16 protein-coding genes and 1 pseudogene are annotated in these 14,388 nt (G+C 63.1%); 11 read left to right on the top strand and 6 right to left on the bottom strand.

Going from position 1 to position 14,388, the window contains the following annotated elements:
- Positions 1 to 9 precede the first annotated feature (9 nt).
- Complete coding sequence (locus tag HMPREF9465_RS05300) at positions 10 to 1,002, bottom strand: amidohydrolase family protein (protein ID WP_005434786.1); 993 nt, start codon at positions 1,000 to 1,002, stop codon at positions 10 to 12.
- Positions 1,003 to 1,353: 351 nt separating this feature from the next.
- On the opposite strand from HMPREF9465_RS05300, the gene HMPREF9465_RS05295 reads away from it, so the two are divergent.
- Complete coding sequence (locus HMPREF9465_RS05295) at positions 1,354 to 2,229, top strand: pseudouridine synthase (protein ID WP_196793855.1); 876 nt, start codon at positions 1,354 to 1,356, stop codon at positions 2,227 to 2,229.
- Positions 2,230 to 2,310: 81 nt separating this feature from the next.
- Here the strand turns inward: HMPREF9465_RS05295 and HMPREF9465_RS05290 are convergent, their stop codons facing one another.
- Positions 2,311 to 3,159 (bottom strand): pyruvate, water dikinase regulatory protein, encoded by an 849-nt coding sequence (locus HMPREF9465_RS05290; protein ID WP_005434782.1) that lies wholly within the window; start codon positions 3,157 to 3,159, stop codon positions 2,311 to 2,313.
- Positions 3,160 to 3,308: 149 nt separating this feature from the next.
- Here HMPREF9465_RS05290 and HMPREF9465_RS13645 point away from each other — a divergent pair, with 149 nt between their 5' ends.
- Entirely contained in the window at positions 3,309 to 3,617 is a 309-nt protein-coding gene (locus HMPREF9465_RS13645) for a hypothetical protein (RefSeq protein WP_038006594.1), read from the top strand.
- A 120-nt stretch (positions 3,618 to 3,737) separates the two neighbouring features.
- Here HMPREF9465_RS13645 and HMPREF9465_RS05280 read toward each other — a convergent pair whose 3' ends face one another.
- Both HMPREF9465_RS05280 and HMPREF9465_RS05275 read right to left on the bottom strand, forming a co-directional pair.
- Positions 3,738 to 4,514 carry an ATP-binding cassette domain-containing protein gene (locus HMPREF9465_RS05280; RefSeq protein WP_005434780.1) on the bottom strand — a complete coding sequence of 259 codons (777 nt, stop codon included), beginning with the start codon at positions 4,512 to 4,514 and terminating at the stop codon, positions 3,738 to 3,740.
- A gap of 102 nt (positions 4,515 to 4,616) precedes the next feature.
- Complete coding sequence (locus HMPREF9465_RS05275) at positions 4,617 to 5,204, bottom strand: TorD/DmsD family molecular chaperone (protein WP_005434778.1); 588 nt, start codon at positions 5,202 to 5,204, stop codon at positions 4,617 to 4,619.
- 336 nt (positions 5,205 to 5,540) lie between these two features.
- Here HMPREF9465_RS05275 and ppsA point away from each other — a divergent pair, with 336 nt between their 5' ends.
- From ppsA to HMPREF9465_RS05235, 8 genes are all read left to right on the top strand, one after another.
- Entirely contained in the window at positions 5,541 to 7,913 is a 2,373-nt protein-coding gene (gene ppsA, locus HMPREF9465_RS05270; protein ID WP_005434777.1) for a phosphoenolpyruvate synthase, read from the top strand.
- A 224-nt stretch (positions 7,914 to 8,137) separates the two neighbouring features.
- Positions 8,138 to 8,335 (top strand): hypothetical protein, encoded by a 198-nt coding sequence (locus HMPREF9465_RS05265; protein ID WP_038006591.1) that lies wholly within the window; start codon positions 8,138 to 8,140, stop codon positions 8,333 to 8,335.
- A 219-nt stretch (positions 8,336 to 8,554) separates the two neighbouring features.
- Positions 8,555 to 8,980, top strand: coding sequence for an NfeD family protein (locus HMPREF9465_RS05260; RefSeq protein WP_005434776.1), 426 nt, complete (start codon positions 8,555 to 8,557; stop codon positions 8,978 to 8,980).
- A gap of 42 nt (positions 8,981 to 9,022) precedes the next feature.
- A complete protein-coding gene (locus HMPREF9465_RS05255) occupies positions 9,023 to 9,967 on the top strand; it encodes an SPFH domain-containing protein (RefSeq protein WP_005434775.1) in 945 nt (314 codons plus the stop codon).
- Positions 9,968 to 10,169: 202 nt separating this feature from the next.
- Positions 10,170 to 10,712, top strand: a complete 543-nt coding sequence (locus tag HMPREF9465_RS05250; protein WP_005434774.1) for a hypothetical protein — start codon at positions 10,170 to 10,172, stop codon at positions 10,710 to 10,712.
- Positions 10,709 to 11,224, top strand: a complete 516-nt coding sequence (locus HMPREF9465_RS05245; protein ID WP_005434773.1) for a hypothetical protein — start codon at positions 10,709 to 10,711, stop codon at positions 11,222 to 11,224. The genes HMPREF9465_RS05250 and HMPREF9465_RS05245 overlap by 4 nt, the downstream gene beginning before the upstream one ends.
- A 17-nt stretch (positions 11,225 to 11,241) precedes the next feature.
- Positions 11,242 to 11,739 carry a hypothetical protein gene (locus tag HMPREF9465_RS12270; RefSeq protein WP_005434772.1) on the top strand — a complete coding sequence of 166 codons (498 nt, stop codon included), beginning with the start codon at positions 11,242 to 11,244 and terminating at the stop codon, positions 11,737 to 11,739.
- Positions 11,740 to 11,747: 8 nt separating this feature from the next.
- The gene (locus tag HMPREF9465_RS05235) at positions 11,748 to 12,026 is read left to right on the top strand and encodes a hypothetical protein (protein WP_005434771.1); all 279 of its coding nucleotides are present in this window, start codon (positions 11,748 to 11,750) and stop codon (positions 12,024 to 12,026) included.
- Positions 12,027 to 12,095: 69 nt separating this feature from the next.
- On the opposite strand, the gene HMPREF9465_RS05230 is transcribed toward HMPREF9465_RS05235, so the two are convergent.
- A complete protein-coding gene (locus HMPREF9465_RS05230) occupies positions 12,096 to 12,692 on the bottom strand; it encodes a chalcone isomerase family protein (RefSeq protein ID WP_005434770.1) in 597 nt (198 codons plus the stop codon).
- Positions 12,693 to 12,776: 84 nt separating this feature from the next.
- Entirely contained in the window at positions 12,777 to 13,712 is a 936-nt protein-coding gene (locus tag HMPREF9465_RS05225) for a DMT family transporter (protein ID WP_005434769.1), read from the bottom strand.
- 291 nt (positions 13,713 to 14,003) lie between these two features.
- Here HMPREF9465_RS05225 and HMPREF9465_RS13400 point away from each other — a divergent pair.
- Positions 14,004 to 14,388, top strand: a pseudogene (locus HMPREF9465_RS13400) (hypothetical protein); the annotation flags it as partial.

The following is a 14,388-nucleotide window of genomic DNA, read 5'->3' as shown; positions in this document are numbered from 1 at the left end:
TCCTGAAAATTAGTCGATGCCGATCGCCTTGCGGCCGTTGACCGTGGCAATCTTGACGAGTTCGTCGAAGTAGTCGAAGCGGCAGCCCGTGGCGAGCGTGGTCATTTCGTGCCACATGTCGCCGGCGTTCCAGGGCACCATGGCGTCGCAGACGTTGTCCGTGCCGAGGGCGACGGTGATGCCGGCCGGGACGAGTTCGTCGACCGGGGTCATGGAGTTGTGCATCGGGCCAATCTGTTCGGAACGCGGGGTGTCGATCCAGGCGGTCGGGCAGGCGATCATCATCACGTCGGCTTCGCGCATGAGCGTGTAGAGACGCTGGCGGTAGGCGCGGGAGTGAGCGGCGATCGAGATGCCGTGAATGGCGACGACCTTGCCCTGCATGCCGTGCTGGATGGTCTTTTCGCAGAGCTGCTCGGTTTCGTATTCAAGGCTTTCGTTGAACTGGTCGACGTGGACGTGGACCATCTTGTTGCGGGACTTGGCCGTTTCCATGATGATGTCGAAGGCTTCGTCGCCGCGGCCGTAGTCGCGTTCGTCGCGCTTCGGGAGCGCGCCGATGATGTCGACGAGTTCAGCGCCAATGTCGAACCACTTGCGGGCTTCCGGATGGATCACGCCCTTGAGGGTCTGGTTGGCGAACTTGACGGTCAGCTGGTCCTGATAGTGTTCGCGGGCACGCAGGCCGGCCTTGATGGCGCGGTCTTCAGACTGCGGGTCGATGTCGACGAAGGTCGCGAGGGCGGACACGCCCTGGGCGATCTGGTTTTCAAAGAACATCGAGAAGCGGCGGTAGAAGTCTTCTTCCGTGGAGTTGCGCTTGAGGGCGTCGAGGGCGTCCCATTTCTGCTGAAGCGTGCAGGTGCGGCGCATCTCGAGAACGTCGGGGCTGAGGGTGTAGGCACGGTCTGCATGAGCGTGGGTGTTGACCCAGCCGCCGGCGGCCATGATGGCCGGTTCGATCATGTCGCGAATCGTCAGGGGGGCGTTTGGCGTAGACATTAAGAACATCTCCTTCGCAGTTAGCGAAAACAAAAGTGGTATTTGCCGTCAGTACTCAGGAAAAAGCCGCGGATACGTCGGTTTGAAAGGGATGACGTTTCTGCGGCTAAATTGACCACATTTTATAGATGGGTTTTCGATGTGGCGAATGGATACACAAATTGTTACGTCATTAAGGCGTGACGCTTGTGCTTCATTCCGTTTTCTTCGCTAGAGCCGCAGTCGAAGGCAAATGGATGCCGGATGCTGGTCACGGACTGGGGCCTCGTGTCGGCATGTGAAGGTCCGCCGTTGCGCGTCCTGAGGCGGGTTTTGTCGACGAATCCCGCCGAAAAAGGCCCGGATTTGGGTATGATGGGCGCCCGTTCCGTCAACCGACGCCATTTCCACCTCTCCATGCTGTCATTCGAAGCCGAAGCGGCCGTTCAGGCCGAGCCCGTTCCTCCCGTTCTTCCCGTCCTTTATCTTGATGACGTGATGTGTGCCGTGATGAAGCCCGAGAAGCTTCTCGTGCACCGCACCGAGATCGCCAACGGCGACACGGTCTTTGCCGTGCAGTGCGTGCGTGAGCAGCTCGGCCGTCGGGTCTGGCCCGTGCACAGGCTCGACCGCGGGACGTCGGGCGTGCTCGTCTTTGCGTGTGATGCGGACACGGCCTCGAGGCTCGGGCGCATCATGATGGCGGGCGAGGTGAAGAAGCGCTATGCGGCCGTCGTGCGCGGCTGGCTCGAGGAATCCGTCGACTGCCGCCATCCGCTCTCGCTCCCCGAGGATCCGTATCTGAAGAAACGACGCGGTCCGTCGGAGCCTCAGGATGCGCGCACGGTCTTCATCGAGCGCGCAAGGGGCGAGGCGCCCGTTCCTTCGGGCAGGTTCGAGACGACCCGCCTCGGCCTCGTCGAGGCCGAGCTCTTCACGGGCAGAAGGCATCAGATCCGCCGTCATCTCAAGTGGCTTGCGCACCCCGTCATCGGGGACGCCACCTACGGGAAGGGCCCCCTCAACCGTGCGGTCGCGCAATGGTTCGGTGCGGACCGCCTGATGCTCCACTGTGCGAGGATGACGCTCCCGCATCCCGTCACGGGCGAGGAGATCGACATCCGTGCGCCGCTCGTCGAGGGTCCCTTCAGGTCAGCCGTCGAGAGGCTCGGCTGGCTTGAGGCGTACGAGGAGCTTATGAACGGCCCCTGGAGAGAGCCGCCTGCGCAGGCGCAGCTTCTGGCGTAGCTGCCTGAGGCCCGGGAAAGAAAGAAGGCCCGGCCTTCCGAGAAGAAGCCGGGCCTTCTTGGGGTTTGACTGTCGTCGGCGTCAGGAGTTGCGGCGCTTGTCGAGGCCGAGATCGGCCATGATCGTGGCGGAGATTTCCTCGATCGACTTCGTCGTGGAGTTGAGCCAGCGGATGCCTTCGCGGGCCATCAGGCCTTCGGCGTCGGCGATTTCCTGACGGCAGTTCTCGATGCTGGCGTAGCGGCTGTTCGGACGGCGCTCGTTGCGAATTTCGGAAAGGCGCTCGGGCTTGATGGAGAGGCCGAAGAGCTTTTCACGAAGCGGAATGAGGGCGTCGGGCAGGGAGCCGCGGTCGAAGTCCTCGGGGATAAGCGGGTAGTTGGCGACCTTGATGCCGAACTGCATGGCGAGGTAGAGCGACGTCGGGGTCTTACCCGAGCGGGAGACGCCCACGAGGATCACGTCCGCTTCGTCGAGGCCGCGGTTCGTCTGGCCGTCATCGTGCTGGAGCGTGTAGTCGATGGCGGCGATGCGGCGGTTGTACTTCGCGTCGTCGCGGATGCGGTGGCTCTGGCCGATGGAGTGCGCGCTCTTCATGCCGAGCTCGGTCTCGAGCGGGCCGACGAACTTGCGGAAGAGGTCGATGATGTGACCGCTCACGTGTTCGTTGAAGGTGCGCATGATGTCCGGATCCACGAAGGTCGTGAAGATGATCGGACGAAGGCCTTCTTCCTTTTCCACCTGATTGATGCGCTGCGCGGTTTCAAGCGCCTTCTCGACCGTGTTGACGAACGGGATGCGCGTCTGGTGGTAGTCGAGGTCGGGGAACTGCGTCATGATCGAATGCGCGAGCGTTTCGGCGGTGATGGCGGTGCCGTCGCTCACGATGAAGATCTGTCGGCAGGGGGCGCACTTCTGGGTGTCTGTCATGGCGGATAGTTGAGAAGGATTGGGTAATCCTTCCATTTTACCCGATCGGCCATTCCCGATGAGTCGAGTCTGAGGGTTTCCCGCGTCACACGGGCGTTTGAGGTCAGAGCCTTGGGCTGCGCCTGATGAGGAGCTCGGCCGCAAGGAAGATGACGGCCGCCAAGAGCGAGAGCAGGAGGCAGAGCGCGTTCGCGGCGTCGAAGTCGACGCGTGAGACGGCGTTGAAGATTTCGAGCGAGAGCGTGTTGGTGCGCTCCGAGATGTTGCCGCGCCCACCTCGCCCGAGACGCGGCGCTGCCGAGAAGGAGCGCCGCCGCGAGACTCGGCCGAACGAGCGGGAGCGTGACCCTGAGGAAGACGTCGCGCCTGCTCGCGCCGTGGATGCGGGCGGCCTCCTCGAGTTCGATGAGGCGCGGCGAGGCGAACGCCGCCTGAAGCGGACGCACGACGAGCGGTAGGCCCGCAATGAAGCCCGCGAGCGCGACGAGACAGGTCTTCGCGGTGAGTGCAAGCGAGAAGAGGAGCTGCGGCTAGTTGAGAATCAGGTCGATCATGGCGGGCGTGCGTCGCGGGCGTCCTCATTCGATGCCGAACTTCCTCAGGAGGGGCTTCACCTTTTCGGAGGCGAGGAAGTCCATGAAGGCCTTCACGTCGGTGTCGGCCTCGGCGCCCCGCACGGGACGCACGGTCATGTGTACGACGGCGCTTTCGTCGCGGATGTCCGCGATGCGGCCGTCCTTCATCGTGAGGACGGTCTTCGCGAGCCTCTCGGCTTCGTCGGCGGCATGCGTGATGTAGAGGACGGGAATGCCCGTGATTTCGGGAATGCGCTCGAAGTAGCCGAGAAGCTCGGCCTTGCGCTCCGAGTCGAGACTCGCGAGCGGCTCGTCCATGATGAGGAGCGTCTCGGCGGCGAGAATGCCGCGCCCGAGCGCGACGCGCTGGCTTTCGCCGCCCGAGAGCGTGTCGGGACCACGTGAAAGAAGATGCGCAATGCCGAGCACCTCGATGAGGCGCTCCTGGTCGACTGCGGTGCGGCGTCCTCCGAGGCGCCTGCCGAAGAGCAGGTTCTTGCGAACGGTGAGGTGCGGAAAGAGCCTGTGGGACTGGAAGACGAAGCCGATGCCGCGCGATTCGACGGGAAGGTCGATGCACGGATCGTCCGATCTGAAGACGCGGCCGTTGACGCTGATCGTGCCCGATGCGGGCTTCACGAGATCCGCGATGCTGCCGGTGAGCGTCGACTTGCCGCAGCTCGAGGGGCCGAGCACGGCCGTGAAGCCGTCGCCGGGCAGATCGCAGTCCGCCTCGAGCGTGAAACCCGGAAGACGCGTCGTGAAGTGAAGGGAGATCATGGGCAGAGCCGTTCGCTATTCGCAATGGGAATAGCGAACGGCTCTGCCAAGAAAAGAGGGTGGAGGGGTGGATGAAGACGGGGAGGTCAAGCCTCCCCTCCGTCAGGCCTTCTGGGCGAGGGCGGCTTCGATTTCGATGACGCCCTCGAGGACGCCGGCCGCCAGTGCGTAGAGTCGGGCGTCACTGCGTGCGCGAACGGCTACGGCGAAGGCGGGGAGCCATTTGGCGGCGTGCGCCTCGAAGAAGGCGGTGGCGGCCGCAGGGTCGTTCTTGAGGATCAGGACGGTGAGAAAGCCGAGCTGCAGGCCGAGATGGTCTTCGGGCACGCCGAGGATGCCTGCGGTCTCAAGCCCCGCGTCGGCGTAGGCCTTGCGGCACTCGAGCTGGGAGAGCGGGATCTCGTCCCTGTGGAGCCAGGCGGATTCGGCAAGGGGCACCGTGCCCTCGCATGTGCCAAGGAAGAGTCTGGCGTACTCGCGTTCGAGCTCAAGCGGCTCGGGCGCGGGGGCGTCGAGCACCGCCTCGAACGGGGCGGCGTTCGTGCCGAGTTCGGCTGCGAGCCCTGCGGCCGCGCGCATCGCCTCGACATAATTTTCATAGGCGCCCTTCGCCTCGGGCTGGAGAAAGAGGGCGGAAAGCGCGTCGTAGACGGACTGACGCGCAAAGTCCTGCAGCTGCTGGGTGACCACGGGCTTGCTCTCTATATATAGACGGTCTGGAGGCGGTGGGGCGGGGCCGCGGGGGCGGCGCCTGCCGGCCGGATCGGATCAGGTCATTTTATCTGCTGCCGCGTGAAAGTGCCTCGCCCTACTCAAAACCACCTAGATGGGAACAATGACACTCTGCCTGCGTCTAGATTTCATCTATTGAGGCGGATCGGACCTGCGGAAAATCCCTGAAATTGTCCTGCGGGATCAAAAAATATGCAGGGTAGGCCCATTTTCCGGCGCATAAAGCGCTCTGAACGGGTAAAATCCCCCACAATTGAACCACCGCCCCGGTTCTTGGGGCTTAAGAGGATAAGCATGGTACAGGGTCGTTACGTTTTCCCCTTTAGTCAGCTTCGCATGACCGACGTTGATCGCGTCGGCGGCAAGAACGCTTCGCTCGGCGAACTGCTCAGCCAGCTCACGAGCGCCGGCATCCGCGTGCCGGACGGTTTCGCCACCACGGCCGAAGCCTTCCGCCTCTTCCTGAAGGAAGGCGGTCTCGAGGAGCGCATTGCTCAGCGTCTCACCACCCTTGACGTCGACGACGTCAAGGCGCTCGCCGCTGCCGGCGCCGAGATCCGCGGCTGGATTGAAGCCGCTCCGTTCCCGGCCGAGCTCGAAAAGGAAATCCGCGAATTCTACGAATGGCTCAAGGACGGTCAGGAGGAAATCTCCGTTGCCGTTCGCTCTTCCGCCACGGCTGAAGACCTTCCCGACGCCTCCTTCGCCGGTCAGCAGGAAACGGTGCTCAACGTCGTCGGCATCGACGCCGTCTTCAAGCACATGAAGGAGGTCTTCGCCTCCCTCTACAACGACCGCGCCATCTCCTACCGCGTCCACAAGGGCTTCACGCACGCTGAAGTCGCCCTGTCCGCCGGCGTGCAGCGCATGTGCCGCTCCGACCGCGGCGCCGCCGGCGTGATGTTCACGCTCGACACCGAATCCGGCTTCGACCAGGTGGTCTTCATCACCGCCTCCTACGGCCTCGGCGAAACCGTGGTTCAGGGCGCCGTGAATCCCGACGAGTTCTACGTCCACAAGCCCATCCTTGATGCCGGCAAGTATCCGATCATCCGCAAGACGCTCGGCTCCAAGCTCATCAAGATGGAGTTCGAATCCGACAAGTCCGTCGGCCGCACGGTCCGCACGGTCGATGTCCCGGCCGAAGACCGCCGCAAGTTCGCCATCACCGACGAAGATGTGATCGAACTGGCCCGCTTCGCCCGCATCATTGAAAAGCACTACGGTCGTCCGATGGACATCGAGTGGGGCAAGGACGGCAACGACGGCAAGATCTACATCCTTCAGGCCCGTCCTGAAACGGTGAAGTCCCAGCAGAACAAGGCCGACGTGCAGCTCCGCTACACGCTCAAGTCTAAGGGCCGCCTGCTCTGTCAGGGCCGCGCCATCGGCCAGAAGATCGGCACGGGCCCGGTCCGCATCGTCGACAGCGCCGCTGAAATGGATCGCGTTCAGGCCGGCGACGTTCTCGTCACGGACATGACCGACCCCAACTGGGAACCGGTGATGAAGAAGGCCTCCGCCATCGTGACGAACCGCGGCGGTCGTACCTGCCACGCGGCCATCATCGCCCGCGAACTCGGCATCCCGGCCGTCGTCGGCTGCGGCGACGCCACGGAACGCCTCTGCGAAAACGACGAAGTGACGGTGTCCTGCGCCGAAGGCGACACGGGCAACATCTACGAAGGCATCCAGGAAGTGGCCGTTGAGGAAGTCCAGCGCGGCGCCCTCCCGGAAATCCCGGTCAAGGTCATGATGAACGTCGGCAACCCGCAGCTCGCCTTCGAGTTCCAGGCCATCCCGAACAAGGGCGTCGGCCTTGCCCGCCTTGAGTTCATCATCAACAACAACATCGGCATCCACCCGAAGGTTGTTCTTGAGTACCCGAACGTCCCGAGCGAATTGCGCGACGCCGCCGAACGCCTCTCCGCCGGCTATGCCAGCCCGAAGGAATTCTTCGAGAAGCGCATCGCCGAAGGCGTGGCCACGATTGCCGCCGCCTTCTACCCGAAGAAGGTCATCGTCCGCATGTCCGACTTCAAGTCTAACGAGTACCGCAAGCTCATCGGCGGCGCCCTCTACGAGCCGGATGAAGAAAATCCGATGCTCGGCTTCCGCGGCGCCTCCCGCTACATCTCGAACCAGTTCGCCGAATGCTTCGCGATGGAATGCCGCGCCATGAAGTTCGTGCGCGACGAAATGGGCCTCACCAACGTCGAACTGATGATTCCGTTCGTGCGTACGCTCAATGAAGCCAAGCGCGTCAACGAAATCATGGAACAGTACGGCCTCAAGCGCGGCGTCAACGGCCTTCGCCTCAACATGATGTGCGAAATCCCGTCCAACGCCGTCCTCGCCGACCAGTTCCTCGAGTACTTCGACGGCTTCTCCATCGGCTCGAACGACATGACGCAGCTCGCCCTCGGTCTCGACCGAGACTCCGGCCTCGTCGCCGCGTCCTTCGACGAACGCGATCCGGCCGTCAAGGCGCTCCTCGCCATGGCCATCAAGGCCTGCCGCGAACGCGGCAAGTACGTCGGCATCTGCGGCCAGGGTCCTTCCGACCACGCCGACTTCGCCGCCTGGCTGATGGAACAGGGCATCGAGTCCATCTCGCTCAACCCCGACACCGTCGTCGACACGTGGCGTCGCCTCGCCGTCAAGTAATTGACGCGCTGAGACGCTAGTCCGAACAAAGCCCCCGGCTCCGAAAGGCGCCGGGGGCTTTTGTCTGGTCCCTTCGAATCGCGTGTGCCCGAGATGTTTTCACGTCCGTGCTTGACATGTGCCATGAGAATGATTATCATTAACACGAATGGGAACCATTCGCAGGTGCGAACGGGCAGGACCACACGAATCACAGGCGCCTTTCGGGCGCAGGGAAGGGCAACATGACGAAGCATGCAGCTGCAAGGACGCGCACGGCGCTCAGAGCCGCCTCAACCGCAGGTCTTTCGGTCTCCGCATTCTTTCTTGCGGCGCCCGTTCTCGGTCTTCTCGCGCCGCAGGCGAGCTTTGCGGCGGCGATCGCTGCCTTTGCCGCGGCGACAGGACTGGATGCGATTCGAGACCGTACGCACGGAGAATAGTTTTCACGACTTCTGCAGTTGAGTGAGGATCGGCGCCCGCAGTTCTCTTCGGAGGAATGCGGGCGCCGGTCTTTTTGTCTTCCCGATTGTCGTTTCGTAAGTGCGTGAAAACCTAGGAGTGCCGCCGTTCGCCGCTGTGCTAGAGTGTTCTGGTACGGCCTCTGTGGCCCGCAGGGCGGTTCCTGCGGCGGATCAGGGGCGCTTGCGGAGGCAGGAACGTTGTTCATATCAGGTACGGTTCTCTGGTTCATACTGGCGCTGATCGTCGCCGCCGTCGAGATGGTGACGGGCACGGTCTATCTTCTGGCCGTCACGTTGGCGTGCGCGGCCGCGGGCGCCGCGAGCTGGCTTGGCCTCTCGGCGAGCTGGCAGTTCGCGGTCTGCGCCCTCGTGACCGTCATCGGCTGCGCGCTTGCGCATCTCCTGCGCCGCAGGAAGAATCCGCAGGCCGATCGTCTCATGAATCTTGACGAGGGCGAGCGCATCCGAGTCGAATCAGTGGGCACGGGCGGCACCGCCGTCGTGCAGTACCGCGGCGCGCCCTGGATCGCCTGCGCCGAAGAGGGCGATCTCACGCCGGGCACCTGGATCATCGCCCGCGTCGACGGTACTCGCCTCGTCCTTCGTTCCGCCGCCCTCAAGTAGAGGCGACGCCCATTTCACACGTCATACGGAGTCATTGAAAAAATGAACGTCAGCGGCTTTCTCATCTTTACGCTCGTGCTCGTCGTCGTGGCGGTGCTCTTTGCGTTCCAGTCCGTCAAGGTCGTGCCCCAGCAGACCGCGTGGGTGGTCGAGCGCCTCGGCAAGTTCCACGCCGTGCTCACGCCGGGCCTCAACTTCATCATTCCCTTCATCGACCGCGTCGCCTACCGCCACTCCCTCAAGGAGATTCCGCTCGACACGCCGAGCCAGGTCTGCATCACGCGCGACAATACCCAGCTCACGGTCGACGGCGTCCTCTTCTTCCAAGTGACCGACCCGCAGCGCGCCTCCTACGGCACGTCCAACTACGTCGTCGCCATCACGCAGCTCGCCCAGACGACGCTTCGCTCCGTCGTCGGCAGGATGGAGCTCGACAAGACCTTCGAGGAGCGCGATCTCATCAACAAGTCCGTCGTCTCCGCGATTGACGAGGCGGCCCTCAACTGGGGCGTCAAGGTGCTCCGCTACGAGATCAAGGACCTGACGCCGCCCGCCGTCATCCTGCAGGCCATGCAGCAGCAGATCACGGCCGAGCGCGAAAAGCGCGCCGTCGTCGCCGCATCCGAAGGCCGCAAGCTCGAGCAGATCAACCTCGCCACCGGCGCCCGCGAGGCCGCCATCGCCCAGTCCGAGGGGGAAAAGCAGGCCGAGATCAACAAGGCCGAAGGCCAGGCGGCCGCCACGCTCGCCCTTGCCACGGCAACGGCCGAGGCCCTTCGCCGCGTTGCCGCCGCCACGCAGGCCGAAGGCGGCATGAACGCCGTCAACCTGCAGGTCGCCGAAAAGTACGTCGAGGCCTTCTCGCAGCTCGCGAAGACCAACAACACGCTCATCGTCCCGGGCAACCTCGGCGACATCTCCGGCATGATCGCCTCGGCGATGAAGATCGTCGACGGCGCCAAGGCCCAGCTCCCGCCCAAGGCCTGAGCCGTCCTTTGAAGCACCTTCCGAAGGCGCCCGCAGGATTCGTCCGCGGGCGCCTTTTCCGTCGCACCTCCATCATCACCTGCACCGCATGCCGTTTCGTACTCCTGAAGCGGGTGCGGGGCCTTCGCTCTGTATAATGTCGGCATGTTTTCACAAGAGCCGCGGCACCCCTGCATGATGGCCCCAAAGGATGAAATTTCCTATGACCGAACAGAATACGAGCGGCGCCGTCGTGGCGCTTCCTTCGATCGGCGATTCCGCCGTTCTCGCCGAGATCCTGATGTACACCGGACGTGATGCGATCGCCGTCATGCTGAATGAGCAGGGCGATCCCAATGACTTCTCCAGGATCGTCTTCGGCGTCGCCTCGATCTTCATGGGGCACACCGACTCGCTCGAGCTTCCCGAGGGCTGGGATCCCGCCGCGCGGGGCGCCGCCCTTCGTCCGCTTCTTTCCGACATGCTTGAAAACATGCCCGAGGAGGACCGCAGGACCTTCGCCGATGACGAGAGTCTCCTTGTGCTCGCCGTCATGACCTGCTTCCAGGAGGCCGCCGCCATCGCAGAGTACTGGGCCGATGCCCACGAGACGACGGACATGCAGACCATTCTGAACGGCGTCCTTCATGACGAACTCTTCTCCGCCCACTTCGCCACCTGGGCTGAGATGATCCTCGGCATTGCCCCCGAAGAGGAGGACGAGGAAGGCGCGGCGGATGACAGCGAAGGAGACAAGACGGAATGACGGACGAAAAGAAGATCGAGGAGCAGGCCCCGGAGCAGGGCGAGGAAAAGGTCGAGGCTGTCGTTCTTGACGAGAACGTGCTCGAACAGCTGCTGGTCGGTTGCATCTGGGACGTGCTCCGCCGCATGCACCGCGTTGCCACGAAGGCCATCACGCCCGACCAGGCAACCGAGGAGGACGATGCCATTGCGCGTCACCTCGCCCGCACGCTCATGGGTGAGAATCCCGGCTTCACGAGCGCGCTTCCGCTCGTCGGTCCCGCGCTCGTCGAGGAGCTGCGCAAGCTTCCCGACTATGCCGAGGACGAGCTCCCCGAGGAGATCGACAGTGCCAATCCGCGCGCCGTCATGGTCTACGTGTGCCGCACCTTCCTGCACGGCATTTACGACATGGTCCGCACGCTGACGAAGGCCGATGAGATGACGCCCGAGAAGCTCTCCGAGACCGTGAATTCGACCGCCGCGCTCTGGACGCTGCGCTTCACCGGCCGCAGGGCCGACAAACTCAACTGAACGATCGGAGACGGGACATGGCCGGTTGCGGATCGAACTGCAGCGCAGGATGCTGCAAGGACTTCAGTTCCAGGGCGGAGCGTCTGCCCAATCTTCTGAGCGTCGAGGTGACGGGCGAGATCTTCGCGAAGGCCGTCCGCAACATGACGCTTCGCGCCGCTCAGCGCGCCGCGGGCATGATGAGCGACGAGGAGTATGAGGAGGCCAAGAGCAAGCTCGTGCGCTGGCTCGTCAACGCCTTTTCGGGCGAGAATCCTCACTATGAGGCCGACTCCGAGTGGCACGGCAACGGCGGTCTCGCCGACTATCTGGCCGAGACGCTCGACTATCACGGCCATTCGCCCCGTCAGGTGATCACGCATGCGGCCGCGCTCTTTGCCGACGACGCCGACAACCTCGCGCGCGAGATCGTCGAGCGCGGCGGCCTCGACACGCCCGCGGCCCGTCAGGCGCTGGCGCAGGTCGCAGGCATGTGGGCGCAGGTCTTCACGGGCGTTCCGCCCGAATTCGCCTGAGGTTAGCCATGGCGCGCAGTCCGCTTGAAGAGCACGCTCCCGACGTCACCCGCGAGATCATGGGGCGTCTTTCCCCCGAGGCCATGCGCACGCTTCGCGCCGTCTCCGAAATGCGAAACCGTCCCGCCGAGGACGTTCTTCGTGAGGAGCTTCGCGGCTACATCGCCGACAAGCTTCCGCTGCCCGACGTCGAGGCCATCATCCACGCGATGGGCGAGCGCTTCTATGCGCTCGGCTATGCGTGCGGCACCGCCAAGCGCTTCCTGAGGAAGCTCAGGGGCGAATGACCCGCAGTCCTTCAATGAAAAGACGGCCCGAAACCTTGCGGTTCCGGGCCGTTGTATTTTTCAGGGCATTCAGTCGCCTGATTTCAAAAGCTTCTTCTTGAGGCCGTCGTCGATGGCATTGTCGCCAAGCCAGATGGCGAGCACGGCGTTGTAGAGCGCGCGGCCGCCGCCGATGGGCTCGCCCACGGGCTTGTCATTCAGATGGACCGTGGTGCCCTTGTCGGGCGAATAGTCGAAGTCGATGATGTCGCCCGTTTTCACGTCGCCGATCGACCTCATGAGGCTGCGCAGGGCCTCAAGTCCGGCGGAAATCGCCTTTTCCTTGGCAGGCTGGAGGTTCGCCTTGATGCCGTCGTTGAGCGAGTCGATGAAGCTCGCGCAGGAGACGTCGCGTAGCAGGCCGAGACGAACGCGGGCAGCGCTGTTCTGGGCCATGACCTCGGTGTTCCTGCGGGCGGGCGCCTTCAGGTAGAGCCCTGCCGTGTAGACCTTGAAGAAGATTTTCGTGCGAAGGCCCGCACCGTTGAGCAGAAGTTGCTCGCCGTTGACGTTCGCCTGCGGCTCGTAGGTGATGGATTCGATCTTGAGGGGCTGGCCGGCGAAGGCGATGCCAAGCGTGAGCGTCATGCAGGCGGCCGCGGCCAGTCTCTTGAGAATGTGGGGCATGGGCTTTCCTGATGTGAAAAAGGAACACGCAGAATCGTGCCACCGCCCGCGTGCGAACGGGAAAAAACCGCAAACGACTTTGTCTCAAGAGTTTTCAGTCTTCCCGGCCTTCGCGGACTCGGCGGCCTTTCGGGCCTCGATGCGCTTCTGGCGCTTCCTGCCGCGCACGACCGAACTGGTTTGCAGCGCCACGGATAGTGCGATGAGTCCGATGCCTGCGTAGAAGGAAGGACCGAGGTCGCGGGCCTCGCCGAAGATGACCATGGCGAGGATGATCGAGTAGATCGGCTCGAGGTTGTAGGAGAGGTTGACCGTGAAGGCCGAGATATGCTCGAGCGACTGGATCTGCAGGATGTACATGAAGAGCGTGCAGAAGATCGCGAAGATCGGCAGATAGAGCGTGTCGGGCCAGGTCGGGATGAAGGGCTCGGGCGGCATGAGCGAGACGTAGATGGGGATCGCAACGCAGGAGAAGGCGAAGCCGCCGAGTAGCTGCCAGCTCATGACGGTGACGCTCGAGTACTTGGCTCGGTAGCGCTTGAAGTAGACGGCCAGAAGCGCCGCCGCTGCGGCGCCCACGAGGCCGAGAGCAATGCCGAGGCGGTACTGCGCGTCGAAGTGGAAGATGAGCGAGATGCCGAAGATCGTCACGAGCGAGAAAAGCATCTCGCGCAGCGAGATGCGGGCCCTGTTCATCAGCGGCTCGATGAGCGCCGTGAAAAAGCCGATCGACGAGAAGGCCACGACGCCGATGCTCACGTTCGAGGCCTTGATCGAGGCATAGAAGAGCGTCCACTGCACGGCGAGAAGCGCGCCCACGCCCATGATCGCGATCCTGTCGCGCGGCGTCACCTTCTCAAGGCGCTTCGTCAGCCAGGCCCAGAGCCACAGGCAGCCGCCCGCAATCACGATGCGCCAGAAGACGATGAGGCCGGGCGAGAGCATCATGAGCTTGCCGAAGACGCCGGTCCAGCCGGCCAGAAGAATGGAGATGTGAAGCTGAAGGAAGGCCTTTTTCACGGCGCACCGCCAGGAGGGAGACTGTTTGAAGATTGGGAACAGGTCGGCTTTTCGCCCCTTTTCAAGGCTCTGCCGGCCGCGCCTATGCTACCGCAAGAAGAAGGAACTTGCCATGCCGGACACACGGCCCGGGCGTGACGTTTTCCCCGCATCTTCTTCCGCCTCATCCTTAGCTGATCGTCAAGATACGTACAGCTCTTTTGATAATGGAAACTTAGCTAGCTAATTGTGAGGTTTCGGCGGTATCGTTTCTCGAAACGCTACGAAAAGCTCCGGTCGGAACTTGCGGAGATGCTTCGTCTTTCCGCCGCCACGCGAAAGCGCGAGCACGGTGAGGTCTGCAACTGGCTTCTCGGCCATGCGGGCCACATCATTGTGGAGGACAACAGTTATAAGGCGTTCCAGAGGGGACGGTTCGGCAAGACCATCGGGCGACATGCGCCGGCAGCGTTATACGCACAACTGACGAACAAGGCTGAAAGCGCCGGTTTGTTGGTGGAAGTCGTATCGCCAAAGAAGCTCAAGCCCACGCAGCACAATCTGCTGACGGGCCAATTTGTCAAGCACGAACTTTGGGAGCGCCGCGTACGATTGGGCAACGATGACGACGATCGCTGGATCGACCGCGATGCGGCGGCTTGTCTGAATCTGTTGTACGCAGATCTTGAAAAACAAA

This window comes from Sutterella wadsworthensis 2_1_59BFAA, from assembly GCF_000297775.1.
GTDB classification, from domain to species: Bacteria; Pseudomonadota; Gammaproteobacteria; order Burkholderiales; family Burkholderiaceae_F; genus Sutterella; species Sutterella wadsworthensis_A.
This window is presented reverse-complemented; position numbering and strand designations above follow the sequence as displayed.